Here is an 18,016-nt window from a genome sequence, read left to right as displayed (position 1 = left end):
AGTTATTCTCTATCTTTGGCGGGTAATTTTAATCCCCGACACGTATAAATGAACACTGAACTTACGTTTAAGTATTGGTTATTATTGTTTTTTACTTTTATAAATACCTTTTTATACTCTCAAGTATCATATGAAAACGCCTTCCCTAACCTCTCATTTAATTTTGCGACTGAAATTCAAGGTAGTGTAGATGGTACTAACCGTATGTTTGTGGTTGAGCAACCTGGGCTAATAAAAGTATTTCCTAACAAAGAAAATGTTACTGCTCAAGAACAAAGTACATTCTTAGATATCTCCTCAATAGTATCATACAGTACTGGTCAAGAAATTGGACTTTTAGGTCTTGCTTTTCACCCTAATTATACTACTAACGGTTACATTTTTGTGTACTATATAGATCAACCTAGTAACTACAGAATTAACATTGCAAGGTTTCAAGTTGATAATTCAAACCCAAACATAATTAATCCAAACTCTAGATTAATAATAGCACAATTCACTAAAAACCAATCAGATTCAAACCATAATGGCGGTAAAATTGCGTTCGGTCCTGATGGATATTTGTATATTTCAATTGGTGATGGTGGCGGTGGTGGTGACCCACAGGGCAACGGACAAAACTTAAATACTGTATTTGGCAGTATACTTCGATTAGATGTAGATGTAGATGGCAGTAATCCAATAGAAACAAACCCCGAATTACCGAATGGCAATTATGAGATTCCTTCAGATAATCCAGGGGTTGGTCAATCAGGTTTAGATGAACTTTATGCCTGGGGTATCAGAAATACCTGGAAATTTTCTTTTGACCCCACTGGTAATCTTTGGGGGTCAGATGTAGGTCAAAATTCTTATGAAGAAATTAATCTTATAGTTAAAGGCGGTAATTTTGGATGGAACAGATTTGAAGCAAATACAGAACCAAGTTATGGTAGAGAAACATCGCTTTCTACTTCACCCGATATTAAACCAATATTCTTTTATGACCATAGTGCATCTGATCTTTCAATTACAGGGGGCTACACCTATAGAGGATCGTTAACAAGCAATAGCATAAAGAATAAATATGTATATGGGGATTATGTTTCTGGCCGTGTGTGGGCGCTAGAATATAATGCATCCAACGGTGTAACATCTAACGAATTACTCTTTAAAACCAACGGAGAATTCATTTCAACTTTTGGTGAAGATGAAGCTGGAGAATTATATTTTTCTGATTATGGAACAAATGCCAAATTATTTAAACTAACGGAAACCATAACCGGTCCGGTAACCACTCCCGTAAACGGTATTGGGGAATGGAAATCACTATCTTCAGGTACAGATGGTATTGTACAATCTATTACATCATCTACCAATGGCAAAAGTTACATTGCTGGATCCTTTAATTCTGCCGGCGGTATTAGTACATCCGACCTAGCTACTCTAAGCAATACTGAAGTGTGGGCATCACTTGGTAGTGATATAGAAGGTTCTGTTCTAGCAATAGCTTTATCCCCCGACGGAACACTTTACATTGCCGGTGATTTTACCAAAGTAAGTGGTATTGAAGCTAATAATATCGCGAAGTGGAACGGTACTTCTTGGTCAGCCTTGAGCTCTGGTACAAACGGTCCAATTTCAACCATAGCTTTTAATGAAATCGGAACTTTATTCATAGGAGGTGTATTTACAACTGCCGGCGGCTTGAATGCCAATAATATTGCTAAATGGGAAAACGAAACTTGGAGCTTACTTACAGACGCTTCAACAAATATTTCAGGAACAAATAATGAGGTACGTTCTATACATATAGACAATAATAACAGGGTTTATATTGGCGGAAATTTTGATACTGCCGGTGGAATATCGGCAACTAGAATTGCCTTATGGAACGGCTCTAATTGGTTTGCTCTTGGTTCTGGTACAAGTGGATTTGTACAAGCCATGGATTCTGCGGGTGATTATTTATATGTTGGAGGTAATTTTGCGATTGCCGGAGATAAAACTGTAAATAGAATAGCCCGATACCATAAAAACAATAACACTTGGGAAGCTTTAGGTACTGGGGTAAGCGGAAATGTAAATACCATTACAAGTAGTGGCTCATATTTATACGTTGGTGGCACATTTGATACCGCCAGTGATAATGGCACAATCGATAAAGTAGTGAACAATATTGCTCGTTGGAGTACGCAAAATGGTTGGCAGGCTTTAGGTACAGCTACTAATGTAGGGGTGGATATTAGAGTTAATACTATGCAGTTTATTAAGAATGATACCGAACTTCTGGTTGGTGGTAATTTTAGTACTGCAGGAAATATCAATGCTAATAATATTGCAATATGGGGAGAAATTTTTTGCACTGACGAAAGCGTAATACCCGAATATTTGATTAATGGCACTTGGGACAGTGGAAGCAACAACTTAACATTAGAGGAAGGAGATGCTATAACCTTAAGTATTTTACCTAATGACATTTCTTTTACCATCTCCTTGCCAGGAGGTTCTGTGGTAAATAATGATTATCTCATAGAGAACCTAAATTCTTCCCAATCTGGGACATATACTTTTACAACGTCAGAAGGTTGCACTACAGACTTTATATTGACAATATCAGGTACTAACAATGATGGAGATGATGATGGAGACGGAGTAAACAACACCAACGATTTATGTCCGAATACCGCTGCTGGAGAAACTTCCGATACCAACGGCTGTTCTAGCGCACAATTAAATAATATTGGAGATGATGATGGCGACGGTATATTAAATGTAGACGATAATTGCCCGAATACTCCTGATGGTGAAATAGTGGATGAAAAAGGATGTAAGGTTACATCATATCCTGCAAATCAATTTAAAATAACTTCAACTGGTACTTCATGTATTAGTTCCGATAACGGATTTATATTCATTGAATCTTTAAACGATGAAGAATTTCATGCTACAATTACTGGCGAAGGTGAAAATAGAACTATTGCCTTCACTGAAACCCTAACTATTGCCGACTTAGCAAAAGGGGAATATAATTTATGTATGTCTTCTAGCACATCAACAAATTATCAAAATTGTTCTAAGATTGTTATTACCGAGCCTTTGCCATTAAATGTTCTTTTAGATTTTGATGCATTGACCAATAGTGCCAATATAAAAATGAACGGTGCAGAGGAATATACCGTTCAAGTAAATGGTAAAAGTTTTAAAACAAAAAAATCTCAAATAAATGTGCCTTTACTAGATGAAACTAATACTATTAGTATTAGTACAAATCAACTTTGTCAAGGTAAATTCGAGGAAACGATATATCTAGGAAAAACTCCAATAATTTATCCTAATCCGGTAGGTAATAGTCTGTCAATAGATTTGAAATCTCTTACAATGAATCAGGTGGAAATAGCTATTTTTACAGAATCAGGGATTTTAGTATATTCTAACAACTATCAAGTTGAACAACCAATCATTGAAATTAATACTAGTTTATTAAGCTCAGGTATTTATTTTTTAAGGTTGAAGAATGATAACTTCAATAAATCCTTCAAACTTTTAAAACAGTGAAAAAAAGCGGATTTTTAGTTTTCCTATTGTTAATGATACAATCATGCGGTGTAGATTCAGATGTTTTGGAATACGCCAAAGATCAAATAAATATCGCGCTTGTCTTCCCTGAAGATGACTCAGAATGTACAGAAGGTATCATTGTTTCCGCTACACAAAGCGAGCTCATCTTTGAATGGTCAGATGAAAATAATAATAGTCCTTACATTGTCCATTTAACAAATCTCTTAAGCTCTCAAACAGATTTAATAGAAAGTAATGATACCAATGTTGCTATAATACTAGACCGAGGTGTAGCTTATTCGTGGTATGTAACTGGAAAAATAAATAGCAGCAGTGAAATTTGGAATTTCTATAATGAAGGACCAGGCTTAGAATCCACTATTCCATACCCCGCAACAGCTATTTCTCCTGTATCTGGAGCTTCAATTTCTCAAACAAGTACAACGGTAAACCTAATTTGGAAATCAGAAGACCCTGATGATGATATTATTTCTTACGACCTGTATTTTGGTGAAGCAAAGGACCCACAGCTTTATGGAACAAATATCACAGAAACTAGAGTTAATGACATTCCTGTAGAAGCAGGCAAAATCTATTATTGGAAAATTATTACTAAAGATAGTATCGGTAATGAATCTACCTCTGAGGTATTTACGTTTTCTGTAGGTTAACGCATCTTAATAATTAAATCTTTCTATTGGATATAAAAAAGCCCTTTAGTACTTACTAAAGGGGCTTTATAAATGATGTACTTTTTATTAGAATTCCATAATCACAAACTCAGAACGCCTATTAACGGCATGTTTTTCTTCAGGACAATAGGTATCGTCATCACATTCGTTCAGTAACATAGTTTCACCGTAAGCTTCTGTTGTCAGCATATCCGCAGAAACCCCTTTAGACAATAAATAGTCTTTTGTTTTATCAACTCTTCGTTGCGATAGCCAGTCATTATACTTAGAGGTACCACGAGAATCGGTGTGAGAAGTTATCTTCAAGGTTAATGTCGGAATCTCCTCTAAAACTTGTGCTAGAGAATCCAACACTTTTTTAGATGAAGAATTAACAACCGAAGAATTCAATCCGAAATATACATTTCCTAAATTTTCAATTCTTGACTTAATTTCCGTCTTACGCTTATTTATTGCATCTATTTTTGCCTTCTCAGCTGCAGCCAAAGCATCTTCTTCTTGTTGCTTTTTCAGTCTTTCAGCCAATAACGCTTCGTCTTTTATACGATTAACTTCATTGATAGAATCTGTTTGGCGTTGTTTCTCTTTTTCTATAGCTGCTAATAGTTCAAGTTTTTCTTCACCGCGCTTAGAAAGCCCTTTTTCAATTCCAAATTGATAAACAACTCCTGCGGCGTGCTGAATATGATTGGTTGCACCCTGATCTTGACTCATAGCCCATTTACCAGTTGAATTAAAATCTAACCCCCATCTGTCAGAAAACCATGTTCTGAAACCTACAACAGCATTATAAGTACCTCTACCTTTATTATTTGCATCTGTATACCCAGCACCAATACCTACATAAGGATCAAACCAACCTGTTTCACCGATAATCTTATTAATATCATAAGTTACTCTACCGTCGAAACCAAAATAACTAATGTTCTCCGTAATAACTTCAGCATCTATAACATTACCCTCTTTGTACTGGTTATAGGTTCCAATAGCTTCTATACCTAATCCACTTTTGAAATATCTACCAATACTTACTCGCGATGGAAAAGGAACAATATTCCATTCTTGACCTACATTAAAAATACCATCAAAAACATTACCTGAATCATCTACAGCATTTAAACCAACACCGAAAATCCATGAGCTTTGCACTATACTATCTTTTGCCGTAATTTGAAGTTCATCTTGGGCAAAGGTGACAGATGAGAACATAAATAAAAATAAAAAACTAAAAATTTTAGTAGTTTTCATAATAAATAATTTGGGTTATAAAATGTAAAATTAATTGTAAGTTAGGTAGTTGTCAAAAAATTACTATGTACAGCAATTAAAATCGTTTGATAGTTGAATGTAGAATATTTATCGACTAATTACTTTTCAATTTTTAAACTTTTAGTACTTAAAGGAAGTTTATACATACTAAAAGGACTAACCACTAGCTTACTTTCTTCTTTAGAAGTCTTAGACTTAAGCTTGTGTATCTTTAAAAACTCATCATCTTCGCTCAATTTTAGATTAACATAATTTGATGCAGCACTATCACCACACCAAATAAGAATCATTTCGGTAGTAAAATCTATTAAAGGTGGAGTCAATCCTGGTTTTCTAGTTCGGTTTATTTTACCGTAAAACGCGTTCAATTCTTTTTGATTTTTAATTAAAAGATATTCTTCTTGTTCAAAGCCGCTGTAATTTTCATTTAAGATAAGTTCCATACCCATATCATTAGATTCTTGCACGTTATTTTGAGCAGTACCCTTGCAAGAATTTAATTGAATTATAACTAACAGAAAAAAACAAATTGAATATTTAAACATTTTTAAATCTTCCTTTATATGCCCTTTCATACACTTCTTCATAAAGCGGAACCACTTTTTGAATATCAAAACGTTGCGCTTCTTTTAAGGCATTAAGTTTAAATCTTTCTAAAACACTATCATTCTTTAAAATAGTAATTGCTTTTGCAGCCATATCATTAATATCACCAACATCACTTAAAAATCCGCTAACACCTTCTGTATTTACTTCTGGTATACCACCAGCATTACTAGAAATAACAGGAACCTTGTTTATCATAGCCTCAAGAGCTGCTAGTCCGAAACTTTCTGATTGTGAAGGTAAAAGGAATAAATCTGAGAAGCATAAAATCTTATCAATCTCATTACTATTGCCTAAAAATATTACCTTATCTGCTATACCCAACTCTTCGCACAAACGCTCTGCTCCTTCTTTTTCTGGTCCTTCACCGACCATAATAAGTTTTGAAGGAATCTCTAATTGTATTTTACTGAAAATCTTTATAACATCAGGTATGCGTTTTACCTTTCTAAAATTACTGATATGAGTAACTATACGTTCTTCTTCTGTTGCCATGTTCGACCTTTGGCAATCGGTAAAAGATGTGCTATATTTTTTAGCATCGATAAAATTAGGTATAACTTCAATTTCGCCTTTAATGTCAAAAGTATCCAAAGTACCTTGTTTTAAACTTTCAGAAACCGAAGTAACCACATCAGATTGGTTGATACTAAAAGTAACAGCTGGCTTATAAAAAGGGTGTTTACCAACTAAAGTGATATCAGTACCATGTAATGTAGTGATCATAGGTACGTAAATACCCTCTTCTTCTAGCATTTTCTTAGCCATATACCCTGCGTATGCATGTGGTATGGCATAATGTACATGTAAAAGATCTATTTTATGAAGCTTAATTGTATCTACTAACTTACTAGATAATGCAAGTTCATAAGGCTGATAATGAAACAGAGGATATTCTGGCACATGAACTTCATGAAAGAATATTTTATTACTTAACAGCTCTAAACGAACAGGCTGCTTATAGGTAATAAAATGAATTTCATGACCTCTGTTAGCCAATGCAATTCCTAATTCTGTTGCGACAACACCACTACCACCAAAGGTAGGGTAACATACTATTGCTATTTTCATTACAACAAAACTACCTTTTTTAATTCAGAATTGAATCGTAAATAGCCTGTTGAATTCTGGTTCTTAACCCAGATTTAACTAAAAGTGTATTAGATGCAGATGGATATGTTCTGTTAGATAAAAATACGTAGACAATTTCTTCCTCTGGATCTGCCCAAGTATAAGTTCCTGTAAAACCACTATGTCCAAAACTTTTTCTTGAAACACAACCACAGGTTGGTCCACTGTGTTGTAGTTGTGGTTTATCAAATCCTACTCCCCTACGCACATTGTTATCACAAAAATAACAGGTATTGAATTTTTTAACGGTTCTAGAATCGAAAAACTTAGTACCGCCATAATAGCCATCTTGTAGATACATCTGCATAATCTTGGCTATGTCGTTAGAGTTACTAAAAAGTCCGGCATGGCCGCCAACCCCAGCTTGCATTGCAGCACCCATATCATGAACATAACCCTGTACAGTACCGTATCTGTAATAATTATCTTCCTCAGAAGGTACAATCCTATTCTTGTCAAATTTCTCTAAAGGATTATATGAAGTATGGTTTGCGCCTATTCTATTATAAAGAAAATTATTTGTTAATCCGTCTAACCTTTGACCATAACTTTCTTCAACAACCTTTTTCATTACATAATAGGGTACGTCGCTGTAACGATATCTATTAGACTTTAAATCTTGTCTACCGATTCTATTGTAAATAGAATCCTTGTATGCATCGGCTAAGTATAAATTATCATACACTTTTGTTGAAAAACCTGGTAATGGCGAGTTTCTATAAAACTCACCTGAAGGCTTTTTATTTTCATCTAATGTATTGATATAAAAAGGAATCCACGCTGGCAAACGACCATAATGCGAAAGTGCCTTTAAAACTGTTACATTTTTAATTTCGGTGTTAGAGTAATTCGGCACCAACTCTTCAAAAGTATTGTTCAAACCTATTCTACCCTCTTCCTCCATTTTCATTACCATCGGTAATGTGGATAATATTTTTGTCAAAGAAGCCAAATCATATATATAATCATTGGTTATTTTTTCATTGCTATCGTATGTTGGTTTCCCAAAACTTTTCTGATAGATTACTTTTCCCTTTCGAGCGACTAAAACTTGAGCTCCAGGAAACATTAAACTATCTAACCCATGACTCATTAACTCATCTATTACTCTTAGTCCCTTAGAACTCATACCAACACGTTCTGGTATGCTATAACCTAATCTACTTAGCGGTTTAATTTGTACGCCTGTATGGACAGGAAACTCTTCATGCGCCGTTACAGGTAATTTGCCTGTTGCACCAACAGCCCCAAATACAATTTCTGCTGTTTTCTCTTGCGCAATCTCGCTATTTTGATAAGACATTACCACAGCATCAATCATATCAAATGATTTGATATCCGATAGCGCATACGGTTTCGCAAAAACACAAAGAATTAGATTAGCCGTTCGTTCACTACCTATTTCTTGCAACCAATTCAATTCTTTAGTTGAAAATTTATATGATTTCCACGGACTTTCATTACTCTTATGATGTCCTACAATAATTAAATTGAAATCTTTAAGTTTAGCTTTCAAGGTATTTATATCATTAGCTTCAACCACCGTAATGTCAGCATAATTCTTCAACCCTTTTATGAAAGCCTCGTTATCAGAATCACCCATTTTTACATAAGCGATCTTCTTATTATCAAGATTCTTAACCGCAAGTAAATCTAATTTATTCTTTACAACCGTAATAGCGTTCTCTATAGCTTGCTCATAAACAATATCATCTTCTAGGCTATTTAAATCTTCATATAAATTTTCTATTTGTACAGGCTTATATTTATCTAAACCAGCCTTAAACTTTGCTTGTAATATTTTTTTGACAGAATAGGCTAAACGCTCTTCAGATAACTTGCCCTTTTCGTAGGCTTTTGTCAATTTTTCTTTTGCACTTACAATATTCTCTGGCATTAATAACATATCGTTACCTGCCATAAATGCATCTAATTCAACGCTACCATCTTTACCTTTTGTAGAAACCCCTTTCATATTTAGGGCGTCGGTAAAAATTAATCCCTCATAGCCTAATTCTTCCTTTAAAATTCCGGATATTATTTGCTCCGACAAAGAAGAAGGCATTCCTTTTTTCATTTCAAGTGCAGGCACCTCTAAATGAGCTACCATTATACTACTTAAACCTGAATTGATTAATTTCTTAAACGGATACAGTTCTAAGCTATCCAGTCTTTTTCTTGAGAATGGAATTACCGGTAAATTATGATGAGAATCAACTTCTGTATCGCCATGACCTGGAAAATGCTTACCATTTGCCAAAACCCCAGCACTTTCCATCCCTCGAGCAAAAGCTATTCCTTTATCAACTACATTTTTCCTACTCTCACCAAAAGAACGATTTCCAATAATCGGGTTATTCGGATTCGTATTGATATCTAAATCTGGAGCAAAGTTTATTTGTACACCTAAACGTTTAGCATGCTTTCCAATTTGGTATCCTACCTTTTCTACTATAGAATTATCTTGAATAGCACCCAAAGTCATATTCCAAGGGAATGCATAGGTAGAATCTAATCTCATGGAAAGTCCCCACTCGGCATCCATTCCAATTAATAATGGAATTTTTGAAGCAGCTTGATAATCATTTGTAAGTTTCGCTTGTCGAACAGGCCCGCCTTTAGAAAAAATAACGCCACCCAAATGCTCTTGAAGTATTAAATTTTTAATTTGATCGGTAGCTTGTTTACTTTGATTCGAAGCAACACTAACCATAAAAAGCTGACCCAGTTTTTGATCTAAGCTCATTTCATTATACTTAGTATCTACCCATCGTTGTTGAGCAGTACTGTCTTTAGTTACAAGGGGATTTTGAGCCGGTAAACTTGAACAGCAAAACAAACCACAAATAAGAATAAAAATATAGCGCATAAAAATATATGTACTGAGATAACTATTATGGATTGAAATTATTGCATTTCATCGATAAAACCCAATAAAATCTAATACTTAAGAAGAAATTATGTTAAAGGAAACGAGCATGCCAACTCTCAGAAGCAGGTACTTCCCAATGCTCCAGATACTCTCCTTTATTTGTAACCAGATTGTTGAATACAATCGTATTTTTTGAAATAGCCTTTTGTTTCGCCATCGCCTTAAAATCAATCAAACTTTTATAAGCTACAAACTCACCTTGTTTATAAGAAACATTCATCTTATCTAATAGAAGAACATCATATTTCTTTTCTAAGGCCTGTATGAAATGAACAGAAGCATCAATAGAGCAACCAGTAGCCCCTTGGGTAGTTTGATCAAGAGCTATTACTATAAATCGTCTATACTTTATCTCATAACCTGCATTTAAGTCATTACCGTGCGCGGTCCATGAAGTTAAAAAAGTATCTAAGTCCGAACCAATTTCCACTATTTCCTTTTCAGAAAATGAACGGCTGCATTGATATATCCAAACTCTTGCAGTTTCTGGCAATGTGTTAAATTCTACTAGCAAATTTTAATTTTTTAACTATTATAAGTCTTCGGCCGTTGCAATCATCTCTGCAATATCCATTACCTGAACATCACCTTCTTTTTCTTTATTCTTAACACCATCTGTCATCATCGTATTACAGAAAGGACAACCTGCAGCTATAATTTCTGGTTTTGTTTCTAATGCTTGCTCTGTACGCTCAATATTTACATCCTTATCTCCTTTTTCAGGTTCTTTGAACATTTGAGCACCACCAGCACCACAACAAAGACCTCTTTGCTTGCAGCTTTTCATTTCGATAAGCTCGGCATCTAATTTTCTAATTAAGTCTCTTGGTGCTTCATATACTCCGTTTGCCCTTCCTAAATAGCAAGGGTCATGAAATGTAATACGCTTCCCCTTAAAGTTACCGCCTTCCATAGAAATTTTTCCATCGTTCAGTAAATCTTTTAGAAACTGTGTATGGTGTACAACTTCATAGTTACCGCCTAAGCCAGGGTATTCGTTTTTGATAGTATTAAAACAATGCGGGCATGCCGTTACTATTTTTTTTATTTCATAAGCATTCAGCACCTCTATATTAGTCACTGCCTGCATCTGAAACAAAAACTCATTACCCGCACGTTTTGCTGGGTCACCAGTACAACTTTCTTCTGTACCAAGTACCGCAAAAGATACATTAGCCTTATTTAAAATCTTTACGAAGGCTTTCGTTATTTTCTTTGCTCTATCATCAAAACTACCAGCACAACCTACCCAAAACAAAACTTCAGGTACGGTTCCCGACGCAAAAAATTCTGCCATTGTAGGCACTTTTAATTCACTTGCCATATCTATCTTTAAGATTCTTTACTCCAATTTAAACGGTCCATTTGGTTAAATGGCCAAGGTGCTCCATTATTCTCAATATTACCCATCATGTTATTCAAATCTGTAGGAGCTGCAGATTCTTCCATAACCAAATACTGTCTCATATCCATAATAATTGATAGAGGATCAATACTTATTGGGCAAGCCTCTACACAAGCATTACATGATGTACATGCCCATAATTCTTCGGGAGTAATATAATCGTTCAGTAATTGTTTACCATCATCTTTAAACTCACCATTATTAGCATCTATATTCTTACCCACTTCCTCTAAACGATCACGGGTATCCATCATAATCTTACGAGGAGACAATTTTTTTCCTGTTTGGTTTGCTGGGCATTCACTAGTACAACGACCACATTCTGTACATGTATATGCGTTCAGCAATTGTACCCAACTTAAGTCTTGCACGTCTGATGCCCCAAACTTATCTGGAACAACGGCATCTTCTGTAGGTTCAGCGTAAGGATCTGCATCTGGATCCATCATCATACGAACTTCGTCTGTAACAGACTGTAAGTTTCTAAACTGACCTTTAGGTGTCAACTTACCGTAATATGTATTCGGGAAAGCCAAAAGAATATGAAGGTGCTTTGAGTAGTATAGGTAATTAAGGAAAAACAAAATTCCGGCAATATGCACCCACCAAGCTGTGCGTTCTATTAATACCAATGTTGAAATAGACATGCCTTCAAACATAGGAGCAATAAAACTACTGATTGGAAAAGACCCAGCGGCAGCATAATGTTCTGCACCCATTTGTTGTAATTGGTAATCTGCACCGTTCATGGTCAAAAACAAAACCATTAGTACGAGCTCAATATAAAGAATAAGATTTCCGTCTTTTTTAGGCCATCCTTCCATTTCTGGCTTAAAAAACCGCTTAAGCTTTATGATATTTCTCCTAATCCAGAAAACAACAACAGCTATTATAACCAATAAGGCTAAAACTTCGAAAGATCCGATTAAGAAATCATAAACAGGACCTAAAACAGCAAACATTCTATGTGTACCGAAAATACCATCTAAAATAATTTCTAGAACTTCAATGTTTATGATAACAAAACCAACATAAACAATAATATGTAGTGCTCCGGCGATTGGGCGCACCACCATTTTAGATTGCCCAAGAGCAATCTTTGCCATGTTTTTCCAACGTTGTGGCTTATTATCTGTTAATGACGCTTCTTTACCTAAAAAAATGTTTCGTTTTAACCTTGATACATTCTTTACAAAGAAACCAATACCTACTATGAGCAGGACTACAAAAATAATATTAGGGAGATATTGCATATAAATTAATGTTCTTTACTTCTCTATAGAATTAGCTGCTGGATCATCTTCTGGCACTTCGTAATCTTTCTGTTTTTTACCAAAAACAGAGACATTGACATACCTCTTAGGGTTTAAGCGAAAATCTTGTAATAATAAGTCTAACTCTCTCGACGCACTAGTTAAGTTACCATAAAGTTCTTTATCATTCATAAGTAAACCAAGTGACCCATCGCCATTTTCTATTTTTTCTGTCACCTTATCTAAACTGGCCATAGTAGATTCTAAACTTGCCAATGTTCTACCCAGTCCTGCAGAATTTAATGAATCTGAAAGTTTTGCAAAATTAGCAGTTAGTTGTTCAAAGTTTTCTAATGAGCTGTCTAGTTTTTCTTTATTACCATCTAAAACTGAATTTAGTCGTGTTGCACTACCATTTAAGGTAGTAATCAAAGTGTTTAAACCTCCTATCACCTCTTTCAATTCTTTCTTGGTCTTTTCATCTAAAACAGAATTTACATTAACCAAAACAGAGTCTGCGCCAGAAATAGCCGATTCTACTTTACGAACTAGTGGATTTAGTTTCTGCTGTGCCAAATCTGTAATACCGGGTCTGGTTTCTGTACGTAACGTATCGCCAGATTTTGCCAAGGCTTCATCAAAGATTGGTTTAATTTGCAGCCCCTTACCTCCTATTATACCTGTATCGTATAATTCAACGGTACTATTTTTTGAAAATTCAAATTTATTACCAACTGTAAATGTTACTAATAAATTTCCTTGATTATCTAAAAATTTGATATCGTTAACCTTACCAACACTGAACCCGTTAATAGAAACGTTCGTACCAGATTGCAGTCCGCCAACATTAGGGTACACAGCGTAAAATGTTTTACTATTATCAAAAATTGGGGTCGACTTTAAATAGCTGAATCCCATGATGAACAGCAATATGCCACCAATAACGATAATTCCTGTTTTTAATTCTCTAGATAGTTTCAAGCAATTATATTTTTAGTACTCTCAAAATTATGAATAATATTTACACTTTAAGGTCTAAAATTAGAAACCTCGTCAATCGCCTCTTGAATCGGAATTCTCTCACCTAATTTATAAGCCACTATATAAGCAGTTGCATACCCTTTGTCTTGAGCTTGAGACTGCATCATTTTAGCTTCTCTAAACGACCTTGTTTCACCATACATATAACGATATAAATTTTTATATGGTTCTTGAGAAAGATTTGAAAGTCCTTTAAAGTTACTAGAACTTAGGGCTACATTCTTACTACTTGCCATCAATTGAATTTTAAAGACAATAGAATTTACCACTTCTTTTTCATTAATCGCCTCTTTGACCTTAACCACAGGTACTTCTTTAACCTCGTCAACTTTAGGTGTCGAAATAACTTCTTTAGGTTGTTCCACTTCAGCAACTACCTCATTGACAGGTTCGGCTTCAATTTCCTTTTTTTCTTCAACCTTTTCTATTATTGCCTCTTGCACCGGTGGTGCCTTGGGTTTAGTAACTGTTGTGGCTACAGATTGCACCGTTGGTTGAACACCTTCTTTATAATGCAATATTGCCTTAGCAATAGCATCGCCCATATCATTTTGTCCTTTAGTTGAGTTTAAATAAGCACCTTCATCTTTATTAGTTAAGAATCCGGTTTCAACTAGAACACTTGGCATAAACGTTTGGTGCAATACAATAAAACCTGCTTGCTTCACTTTTCTGTCCGTTCTTTTTAGCTTACTAGAAAAATTTTCTTGAATCATTGTTGCCAAAGCCACACTTTGATCTAAAAATTCTTCTTGCATTATAGTGAGTCCAATAACAGATTCTGGAGAATTAATATCATAATCTGCGTATCGATTCTCATAATTATCCTCAAGATAAATTACCGAGTTTTCTTTCTTTGCTATTTCAAAGTTTTGCTTATTAGCGTGAAGACCTAATACAAAGGTACCTGCACCATGGGCGTCTGAGGTATGAGAATCGCAATGCACTGAAACAAACAAATCTGCATTCGCTTTATTTGCTACCTCTCCCCTAACGTACAAATCAATAAACGTATCGTCTTTACGCGTGTAAATAACTTTTATATCCTTATTCTTAGAAAGTATTTCTCCAACTTTCAAAACAATGTTTAAGGCTATTTTTTTCTCTAAGTAACCATTACCTAAGTTACCAGGATCATGACCGCCGTGCCCTGCATCAAGTACAACTATAAATGGATCATCTGATTTTTTTTCCTCATCAGGTACCGTAAAAGACAGAAGTAATAACGCTGTTGTTAAAACTAAAGAAATGCTAAAGAATTTTATTTTCATATGTGTTAGGGATTATATCGCCCTGATAATGGTTAAATTTATTGTAAGACCCTACATAGGGATTAAAAAATATATGTAAGTTTGACATCTTAAATAACGGCTCATTGGACCGCCAAACCTTTACAAAAATAGGATATATAGCCTTGCAATCAAACAAACATTACTTACTTTTCCTATTCTTGGTTTTTGCCAATGCTTTTTATGCTCTTGGTCAAGAAGGTAAAATTACGACTCTTAATATCAAAGCAGAAAGAGATTCAATAATCGCGCCATTGTTTCCACCAACGGCCATTAGAGACTCTATCGCCAATGATTCTTTAGTTGCCGATTCTCTTAACCAAAAGCCACCATTACTGCTTGACAAAATAAAATATAAGGCAAAAGATTATGTAAAACTAAGCCAAAAAGAAAATAAAATTTACCTCTACAACGAGGCCGAAATCTATTATCAAGATACCGAACTAAAGGCAGGTGTAATTATAATGGATTATATAAAGAATGAAGTTTATGCCGGTAGAATGGTAGATTCTTTAGGCAATTACACCCAACTGCCCTATTTTAAACAAGGAACAAATATTGTAATACCAGATTCTATCCGCTTTAATTTTGATACTCAAAAAGCACTTATCTGGAATTCGAGAACAGAACAACAAGCGGCAGCAGGTGCTTTAGGCAGCGATGCTATGAAAGTTTATGCTGAAATCACAAAAAAAGAGAATGACTCAGTCTATTTTTTAAGCGAAGGAAAGCTGACTACATCTACAGACACTATAAACCCAGATTATTACATAAGGGTAAGAAAAGCAAAATTTGTACCTAAAAAGAAGGTAATTGCCGGTTTTAGTAATTTATATATTGCAGATGTACCAACCCCAATCGCTATGCCTTTTGCCTATTTCCCTCTTTCGCAGGGTCGATCTGCAGGTATTTTAATGCCCTCTTTTGGTAATGACCCAAATACAGGATACTTTCTTCAAGACATGGGATACTATGTTCCTTTAGGAGATTATGCAGATGTTACCCTTTCTGGAGATTTTTACACAAATGGTAGTTACGCATTTAGAACCGCATCAATTTATACGAAACGATATAAATACCGAGGTAATCTTAACTTACGATACGAAAACCAAGTAACAAGCCAAAAAGGGTTCAGCGATTATAGTTTGTCTCGAAACTACAATATTCAATTTTCGCATTCGCAGGATACTAAGTCGAGTCCGAATTCACGCTTTTCAGCGTCTGTAAACTTAGGTAGTAGTGAATATTACCGAAATTCTTTACAACAACGAAATTTACCGAATACTCAGAACAACACCTTATCATCATCGATATCATATTCCAAAACATTCCCTAACTATCCGTCGGTGAATATGAGTTTAACGGCTACGCATTCTCAATTAACATCAGCGACTGCCACAGAATCTAACACAGACAACATCACTATGACCTTGCCTACATTTCAAGCAAGTGTAGAGCGTATATATCCTTTCGTTAAAAGAGATGGTATAAAAAAGGGAATTATCGACAACATCAATTTTCAGTATAATGTAAACGCGCAAAATAGATTGACCACTAACGATGATGATTTTTTGACTACAAAAATGTTCGACAATGCGCGTGCAGGCGTAAGTCACAGTATACCTATAGCCACAAACTTTAAAGTAGCAAAATTTTTTAGTGTTAGTGTCGGTGGTAACTATGAAGATGTTTGGGCCTTAGAAACCTACAATCAACGTTTTGATGCAGATACAGACGCAGTTGTTAGAGATACGATAAGCGGATTTGACCGTTATAACACCTATAATTTCAGCGCAAGTATTGGGACCACTCTTTACGGAACTTTTGACTTCGGAGAAGACAAAAAAATACAAGCAATTAGACATACCCTAAGACCATCTTTAAGCTATGGTTATGCGCCATCATTTGAACAGTTTTACGATGAATACCTAAATGGCGATGAAGTGGAAGTACAATATAGCCGCTTTCAAGGAACATTAAACGGTGCACCATCTTTAGGAAAATCTAATAGCTTAAGCTTTTCTTTAGCAAATACATTAGAGGCAAAGGTTAGAGACAAAGATTCCACCAAAATTGAACCTAAAAAAATATCATTATTAAGTAATTTTAATATCTCTACAGGATATAATTTTGAATCAGATTCACTTCGTCTTAATCCATTAAGTATAAATGGTGGTACTAATATATTAGACAATAAAATGTCGATTAACTTCTCTGCAGGTCTAGATCCTTACGCAATTGATAATAATGGAACTAGAATAGACACTTGGAATATTGATAATGGCGGAAGTCTTTTTAGACTTACAAGAGCCAATGCCAATGTATCATATTCCATAAGCAGTGAAATGTTCGGAAAGAAAGACGATAAAGGGAAAGATGAAGAAGAAGATTTAGACCCCTTCGATTATGTAGCTCAAAGTGGTGGTAGAGATGACGACCTTTTTGGTAGGGCCGATGATTTCAATTCTAACCCGGTTAGAAAAGACGATAAAAATTCTGATGTAGAAAACCCCATTTTCGGCACAAAAATACCGTGGAACTTTAGACTTGCCTATTCTGCCAACTACAGTAATTCGGCTCGGCAAAGTGAGTTTAGCAGCCACTCGCTAATGTTCTCTGGAGATATAGAACTTGCCCCACGTTGGTCTGTTGGCGGATCATCTGGTTACGATTTCAAAAATCAAGGTTTCACCTTAACCCAATTGCGTTTTCAAAGAGATTTAAAAAGTTTTACCATGCGCTTTAATTGGACTCCCTTCGGAACCTATAAAAGATGGTATTTCTTTATTGGTATAGATTCTTCGATACTTAAAGATCTTAAGTGGGAAAACAGAAGCCAGAACTAACAACTAAATTTT

12 protein-coding genes are annotated in these 18,016 nt (G+C 35.1%); 3 read left to right on the top strand and 9 right to left on the bottom strand.

Going from position 1 to position 18,016, the window contains the following annotated elements; translation table 11 throughout:
• Nucleotides 1-48 precede the first annotated feature (48 nt).
• Together DFQ03_RS13170 and DFQ03_RS13165 are read left to right on the top strand one after the other, a co-directional pair.
• Complete coding sequence (locus DFQ03_RS13170; RefSeq protein WP_133673646.1) at nt 49-3,537, top strand: PQQ-dependent sugar dehydrogenase; 3,489 nt, start codon at nt 49-51, stop codon at nt 3,535-3,537.
• A 32-nt stretch (nt 3,538-3,569) separates the two neighbouring features.
• A complete protein-coding gene (locus DFQ03_RS13165) occupies nt 3,570-4,211 on the top strand; it encodes a hypothetical protein (RefSeq protein ID WP_133673645.1) in 642 nt (213 codons plus the stop codon).
• Between the two features lie 87 nt (nt 4,212-4,298).
• Here the strand turns inward: DFQ03_RS13165 and DFQ03_RS13160 are convergent, their stop codons facing one another.
• The 9 genes from DFQ03_RS13160 to DFQ03_RS13120 form a co-directional block, all read right to left on the bottom strand.
• On the bottom strand, nt 4,299-5,480 hold the full coding sequence (locus DFQ03_RS13160) for an OmpA family protein (RefSeq protein ID WP_133673644.1): 1,182 nt from the start codon (nt 5,478-5,480) through the stop codon (nt 4,299-4,301).
• Between the two features lie 119 nt (nt 5,481-5,599).
• A complete protein-coding gene (locus tag DFQ03_RS13155) occupies nt 5,600-6,076 on the bottom strand; it encodes a hypothetical protein (protein WP_133673643.1) in 477 nt (158 codons plus the stop codon).
• Nucleotides 6,039-7,178, bottom strand: coding sequence for an N-acetyl-alpha-D-glucosaminyl L-malate synthase BshA (gene bshA, locus DFQ03_RS13150; protein WP_133673642.1), 1,140 nt, complete (start codon nt 7,176-7,178; stop codon nt 6,039-6,041). Before bshA ends, DFQ03_RS13155 begins: the two co-directional genes overlap by 38 nt.
• A gap of 19 nt (nt 7,179-7,197) precedes the next feature.
• Entirely contained in the window at nt 7,198-10,107 is a 2,910-nt protein-coding gene (locus DFQ03_RS13145) for a glycoside hydrolase family 3 N-terminal domain-containing protein (RefSeq protein ID WP_133673641.1), read from the bottom strand.
• 94 nt (nt 10,108-10,201) lie between these two features.
• The gene (locus DFQ03_RS13140; protein ID WP_133673640.1) at nt 10,202-10,684 is read right to left on the bottom strand and encodes an ABC transporter ATPase; all 483 of its coding nucleotides are present in this window, start codon (nt 10,682-10,684) and stop codon (nt 10,202-10,204) included.
• An 18-nt stretch (nt 10,685-10,702) separates the two neighbouring features.
• A complete protein-coding gene (locus DFQ03_RS13135) occupies nt 10,703-11,494 on the bottom strand; it encodes a (Fe-S)-binding protein (protein WP_133673639.1) in 792 nt (263 codons plus the stop codon).
• An 8-nt stretch (nt 11,495-11,502) separates the two neighbouring features.
• Nucleotides 11,503-12,828 (bottom strand): (Fe-S)-binding protein, encoded by a 1,326-nt coding sequence (locus DFQ03_RS13130; protein ID WP_133673638.1) that lies wholly within the window; start codon nt 12,826-12,828, stop codon nt 11,503-11,505.
• A 15-nt stretch (nt 12,829-12,843) separates the two neighbouring features.
• Nucleotides 12,844-13,809: an MlaD family protein gene (locus tag DFQ03_RS13125; protein ID WP_133673637.1), complete on the bottom strand. Its 966-nt coding sequence runs from the start codon at nt 13,807-13,809 to the stop codon at nt 12,844-12,846.
• A 47-nt stretch (nt 13,810-13,856) separates the two neighbouring features.
• Entirely contained in the window at nt 13,857-15,140 is a 1,284-nt protein-coding gene (locus DFQ03_RS13120; RefSeq protein ID WP_133673636.1) for an N-acetylmuramoyl-L-alanine amidase family protein, read from the bottom strand.
• Nucleotides 15,141-15,244: 104 nt separating this feature from the next.
• Here DFQ03_RS13120 and DFQ03_RS13115 point away from each other — a divergent pair, with 104 nt between their 5' ends.
• Nucleotides 15,245-18,004: a putative LPS assembly protein LptD gene (locus DFQ03_RS13115; RefSeq protein WP_243834499.1), complete on the top strand. Its 2,760-nt coding sequence runs from the start codon at nt 15,245-15,247 to the stop codon at nt 18,002-18,004.
• Nucleotides 18,005-18,016: the final 12 nt, after the last annotated feature.

Origin of the sequence: Maribacter caenipelagi, from assembly GCF_004364175.1 — a bacterium.
GTDB classification, from domain to species: Bacteria; Bacteroidota; Bacteroidia; order Flavobacteriales; family Flavobacteriaceae; genus Maribacter; species Maribacter caenipelagi.
Note: the sequence above shows the minus strand (reverse complement) of the source record. Positions and strands in the feature narration are given on the sequence as shown.